Genomic DNA, 4,815 nt, shown 5'->3' with positions numbered 1-4,815 from the left:
AGGATCTCGCCATAACCGAGACTGCTGAAAGCAGCCCCAAAGCCCGGAAGCCAGACAGCTTCCGCCACACTTTTCCACGACAGCCGGGCGGTGCCGCCGGCGGGCCTGATGCCGCGCATCGGCAGGATGGCAAGAAAGGTCGCAAGGGGCAGGACGATTGTAGCCAGCGCGATCGCGGCGAAGCCGCCGGCCTCGTAGAGCCCGGACCCGATCGGTGCGCCGAGCGCAAGCGCCGCGAACATCGCGGTGCCTATCCAGGCAATGACCTTTCCGGAGTGCTGCCCGCCGGCGAGGGCAAGGCCCCAGGCCACGCCCCCGGTGATGATAAAACTCTCGGCCGCGCCGAGCACTGCCCTGCCGACCAAAAGCGCGGATGCGGATACCGTCGGCCGATCGAGCAAGGCCAGGGACCCGATATAGATGAGCCCCGCCAGGACGGCAGCGACCAGGCCGATGACGACTGCCCGCTTGCCGCCGTTCGCATCAGCATAGTTACCGGCGCCGATGCGCGTAAGCAGCGAAGCGACGAATTGGCTCCCCGTCAACAATCCTACCGTGAAGGGACCGAAGCCCAACGCCTGATTGAGATGCAGTGGCAGAACAGGCAGCGCCAAACCGATGAGCAGGAAGCCGGCGAAAATCGCCGCCATGATCGGCAGTAGCTTCGCCATCGTCTTGTCGGGTGTCTGCACCATCGTGACCTGAAAGGGGCGCGAGCTTGCGCGCCGACTTGCTGGAAAGATATTGCAGAGCAACCGGTTCAATTAGCCCGAATAATCAGCATGGACTTATTGCTACGAGATATAAATCAGCAGAGGGGGAGGGCTTGCCGATCGTTGGGGCGTTGCGGCATCGCGTCTGATTGGATTTAAGCGAATTCAGATCATGCCCCCCTTCGATCTGCAGCGCGATAGATGCCGTAGCCAACCTTGATGAGTAGGCCCTCGTCGCATATGCGGGCCAGATAGCAGCGGGGAATTCCGATTTCAGTCAGGTCGCGCGTTCGTACTTCATCCTTCTCGCGGGTAAATGCGACCGCGCGCTCTCGGAGGGATGGCTTAGGCCCGCCGGCCAATCGGATGCGCTCCGCGCGCTCGCGGTCACGCTTGCGAATCTTAGGGGAAGGCTCAGGCGTAGTTTGGAGGGGAATCGGCAGCTCATAGTTCGCGGTTTCATTCGGTCCGGGGAGCCGTAGCGATCCACCACTGCGAACGTCATGTCCCGCTCTGTGTACGCTGGGCTCGTCCCTGATGCGATGGGGTGTTACCGCCCTACACGAAACTCCGATGCGGGAGCGCATCGATCAAGCTGGTCCAGAACGAATTGATACATTCCGACCTCTTTCACCAGTGGCAGCAATTCAGCTGGCGGCGCGAGGCAAAAATTTCGAAAAGCTTCCAGGAACCCAAGGAAATTGGACGGCGCATCGGACAAAAGGGGTCTCGGATATCGCAGCGAACGTCCGCAACGGAGCGGTCAAATCGTCGGCAAAAGAGCGTCCGAATAAGGCTGTCGGCGGCCCTGTCGTGGGAACGAAAAAAGAAGAGAAGCAGAACTTTCGTGTGCGATTTTTGCACACGGCTCCACGCAACTAACTGATATCGCTTATCTATCCGCCCCATCCATCATTGGCGCGATCGCCAGCCGATTCATCACCTTGCTCATCTCGTTCGTTTCCGCGGGCCGCGTTCGCCCGACGGCAACACTGTGGTCAGCCCGGCGAGCCGCACCATCTAGTCTATTCTCGATTTTTTTCAATTGCCTCGGCCTGTCGTTGGTAATGGCGTTGGCCGGCAAGAAAAGCGCCCGCCGGCCTCCCTATCGGCTCGGCTGTGGTGAGCGGTCCTTGTTCCGCTTGTCTGCGACGTAGCTCTGCCCATTCTCCATCTTCATTATGTCGAAGAGGCCAGTCGCCGCGAAGAGTGCCGGAAAGTTCTTCACTCCATAGTTTCGTGGATCGATGGGCGCCTGTCGTTTCGCTGCGCTTCCTGCCGATGACATAGCTGCCCATCCATCGTCTTGCGCCGTGGCTTCCACAGCGCCACGCAGGATCGTCACGAGGGTCGTATCTTGCGATAGAGACTTGCCCGTTCGCTTGTCGGCGGGCTTTTTAGACCTGGCCGCCGATTCCGCTTTGGTCTTTGGTTTCTCGCCCGGGGCTACAGGAGTTGTCGGTTGCTCAGCATCGTCCAGGCTATCGAGGTAGAGGAAAGTCGTGCAGGCATTGATGAACGGTGTGGGCGTTTTGCGTTCACCAAATCCGTAGACTTCGTGTCCATTGGCCTTCAACTGCATCACTAGTGGCGTGAAATCGGCGTCGCTGGAAGCCAAACAGAAAGCGTCAAGCTTTTGAGTGTAGAGAAGCTCCATTGCATCGATCACAAGCGCAATATCGGTGGCGTTTTTGCCGGCGGAATAGGTGAACTGTTGAATGGGCCGAATTGCAAAATTGTGCAGTTTGTCTTTCCAGTTCCTGAGATTGGCGCTTGCCCAATCGCCATAGGCGCGGCGGATATTGGCCGTGCCGTATTTTGAAAGTTCCGCCAGTATCGCTGCGATCTTGCCGTGGGACACATTGTCCGCATCGATGAGCAAGGCGATTCGCCGATCAGATGTGGTTCGCGACCTGTCCTCATTTTCCATTCGATTGTTCGCCCTCCCTGCGCATCTTCATTGATAGCATCTGTGCAATGTGCGCACGATTGTGGTTCAAGCAGCGCCCCTCGGGTGCGCCGTGAGGGGCAGTTGGCCTATCGACACCGTGGGGGCCATGCCACCTTAATTTCGATCGATCTTCGGCGACGTTACGGGCTATGCGAAATATTCGACTGCTGCGGCCCAAAGATCTTCAACCGTGGCGAAGATAGGCTTTCGCCGGCGAAAGCTGGGCGCCTTCCAGATGTCGTTACCTTTTGGCGCTTGTATGGCGCATGAACCTGGTGGCGAAGCCGCGACCCTTTTCGATCGCGGGTAGCCAGTTTTACTCGCCGGCCTTGGCATCGGCGCCGACAGTGCTGTTGCCCGCTTCGCCATCCTTAGCGGGTTCGTCGGCCGGCTTGATATCCATGGCCTTGCCACGCGTCTTGGTCACCCTTGTCCTTCGGCTCCGCACACGCGACACCGACGTTGCGCTCATCAGCAACTACGGCTCCTTAGGGGAACCCGAAACCACCGACCGCGCTTACCGGGCCGCCGCGCACGATGCCGATGAGAACGCCGTCGGCAACTTTCTCGACCGTGCCGAACCCGACCTGAGGCGCGGCACCTTCGATATCGGCGATGGCGTTGATGATTTCCTGCCCATCGCCATCGGATATGATGGTTGCGCAGCGTGTCGACATTGCTTGCTCCTGTAGTTGTGAAAGGAAAATATTCTACGTAAGATTGATCAACAGGCACGCGTTCGCGGGTTCTTCAGCTGATGTGCAAACCTGCATTACTGGATTCAATTCGGGGGAAGAATGAAACTCGGGCACGCTTTCGCGGTATCCATCGTCGGTATTTGCTTCGCAATGTCGTCTGCCTCTGCAGGACAAGGAGAGCAGAGCAACATCAATTTCTTGGCCAGAATGGACCAGGCCAGATTGAATAAGGCCGCGAGAATGGCGGGCGACCTGATCGGCGTAATGGAAAGATGTCGGTTGAACCCGACAGAGGATGGGAAAGCCATAATGGCCGTTCCCGTCCTTTTGTACCACGGGCTGGAGAAACACCTAACGCCAGATACACGGAAGTTCCAGAGCGCCGCGCACGCCTATGAAAGGGCTTTCGCCATGGCGGTTCAGAGGGCGGGGAATTGCAAGACTGAAAAGGCCAAGTACCCGAACCTGTATCGATAGGGTTATGAGCCGTGTTCCACTACCCTATTCTAGTGCCCCTCTTTGTCCATAAGCACCGCAATTCGGGCTGCGGCGCCGGCGCTGGCGGCCGCAAAGTCACGGGATCTTTCTATCTTACCAAGCGCCTCGGTTAGTCTTTTGCCATATGTTCCTAGCGGCCCGCCCGGGTGAGGCGAGATATCCAGCGATTGCGCTAGCTTGCGATCTGTCGGCAGGTTGAGCAGATTTTGCGGTGCGTTGAGATTAAATAGTTTGTTTTTAGCTAAAAGACTTAGCAACAGGCTCTTGGGAGCCAGATCCTGTGTGATGACGTGGTGCTCACGGAACAATTCTGTGCCAGCCATGGTCAAATCTCACATCTTCTCAACATTGGTGAAGTCGGGACCGGTGACACCGGCGACCTTGCAGGCAGACTTCAACACTTCGTCGCAGAAGATGCTGCCAGCATACGGCGTACGAAATATATGGGCATCGGCGACCACCTCATCCCGGAACACAAGGCTGGTCGGTCCTACAAAATCGTAGATCTTCACATCCTCATTTGTTTTGTAATCACGTTCGTAATCGATCCTTATTTTCGACGCGCTTCGTCGATGGCGTCCAGGACACGTACAACATCGGCCAAATAATATTTCGGCCCTTGCGAGCCGTCTGCCAAAGTAAAATCGCAGTCGACAAACTCGAAGCCGGCTGCGTCGACATCCTCGAAAACCCGCTTCAGGCGTTCGGAAACGATCAGGTAACCGTGCAATATCTCCAGATCGCGCGGCATCTTGCCCTCCTTAGGGTAGTGAACAAGCTGAGGTTTTTCCGGCAGTTCTGCGAAGCCATGGCCTTTCGCTGGGGGCGGCGCGAAGACGATGAGGCCCGGCGTTATCAATGCATCCTCGTTTGCAATGCGTACGCCGTGGCCTTTACCGCCACGCAAGTCGGAGTCGAACTTGAAGAATCGACGAGATTTACCGACCTGGCGGGG

General features: G+C 57.4%; 7 protein-coding genes and 1 pseudogene. 1 reads left to right on the top strand and 7 read right to left on the bottom strand.

Annotation, left to right across the window (positions count from 1 at the left end):
- A partial coding sequence (locus tag EOA33_RS24510; RefSeq protein WP_127406808.1) for an MFS transporter occupies positions 1 to 695 on the bottom strand: 695 nt, incomplete at its 3' end.
- Positions 696 to 883: 188 nt separating this feature from the next.
- Positions 884 to 1,300, bottom strand: a complete 417-nt coding sequence (locus EOA33_RS41545) for a type IV toxin-antitoxin system AbiEi family antitoxin domain-containing protein (protein WP_348628259.1) — start codon at positions 1,298 to 1,300, stop codon at positions 884 to 886.
- Between EOA33_RS41545 and EOA33_RS24500 the strand changes: the two genes are divergently transcribed.
- A complete protein-coding gene (locus EOA33_RS24500; protein ID WP_127406807.1) occupies positions 1,287 to 1,595 on the top strand; it encodes a hypothetical protein in 309 nt (102 codons plus the stop codon). The genes EOA33_RS41545 and EOA33_RS24500 overlap by 14 nt on opposite strands.
- A 223-nt stretch (positions 1,596 to 1,818) precedes the next feature.
- Here EOA33_RS24500 and EOA33_RS24495 read toward each other — a convergent pair whose 3' ends face one another.
- The 5 genes and pseudogenes from EOA33_RS24495 to EOA33_RS41540 form a co-directional block, all read right to left on the bottom strand.
- Complete coding sequence (locus tag EOA33_RS24495) at positions 1,819 to 2,595, bottom strand: NYN domain-containing protein (RefSeq protein ID WP_210212599.1); 777 nt, start codon at positions 2,593 to 2,595, stop codon at positions 1,819 to 1,821.
- Between the two features lie 385 nt (positions 2,596 to 2,980).
- Entirely contained in the window at positions 2,981 to 3,136 is a 156-nt protein-coding gene (locus EOA33_RS39240; protein WP_189375275.1) for a hypothetical protein, read from the bottom strand.
- 16 nt (positions 3,137 to 3,152) lie between these two features.
- Entirely contained in the window at positions 3,153 to 3,341 is a 189-nt protein-coding gene (locus tag EOA33_RS24490; protein ID WP_127406805.1) for a hypothetical protein, read from the bottom strand.
- A gap of 527 nt (positions 3,342 to 3,868) precedes the next feature.
- Complete coding sequence (locus EOA33_RS24480; RefSeq protein ID WP_127406803.1) at positions 3,869 to 4,183, bottom strand: AHH domain-containing protein; 315 nt, start codon at positions 4,181 to 4,183, stop codon at positions 3,869 to 3,871.
- Between the two features lie 9 nt (positions 4,184 to 4,192).
- A pseudogene (locus tag EOA33_RS41540) lies at positions 4,193 to 4,767 on the bottom strand (DUF1629 domain-containing protein).
- Positions 4,768 to 4,815: the final 48 nt, after the last annotated feature.

The organism is Mesorhizobium sp. M4A.F.Ca.ET.050.02.1.1, from assembly GCF_003997725.1.
Lineage (GTDB): Bacteria > Pseudomonadota > Alphaproteobacteria > Rhizobiales > Rhizobiaceae > Mesorhizobium.
The sequence above is the reverse complement of the archived record's forward strand: the minus strand, read 5'-3'. Positions and strand labels throughout refer to the sequence as shown.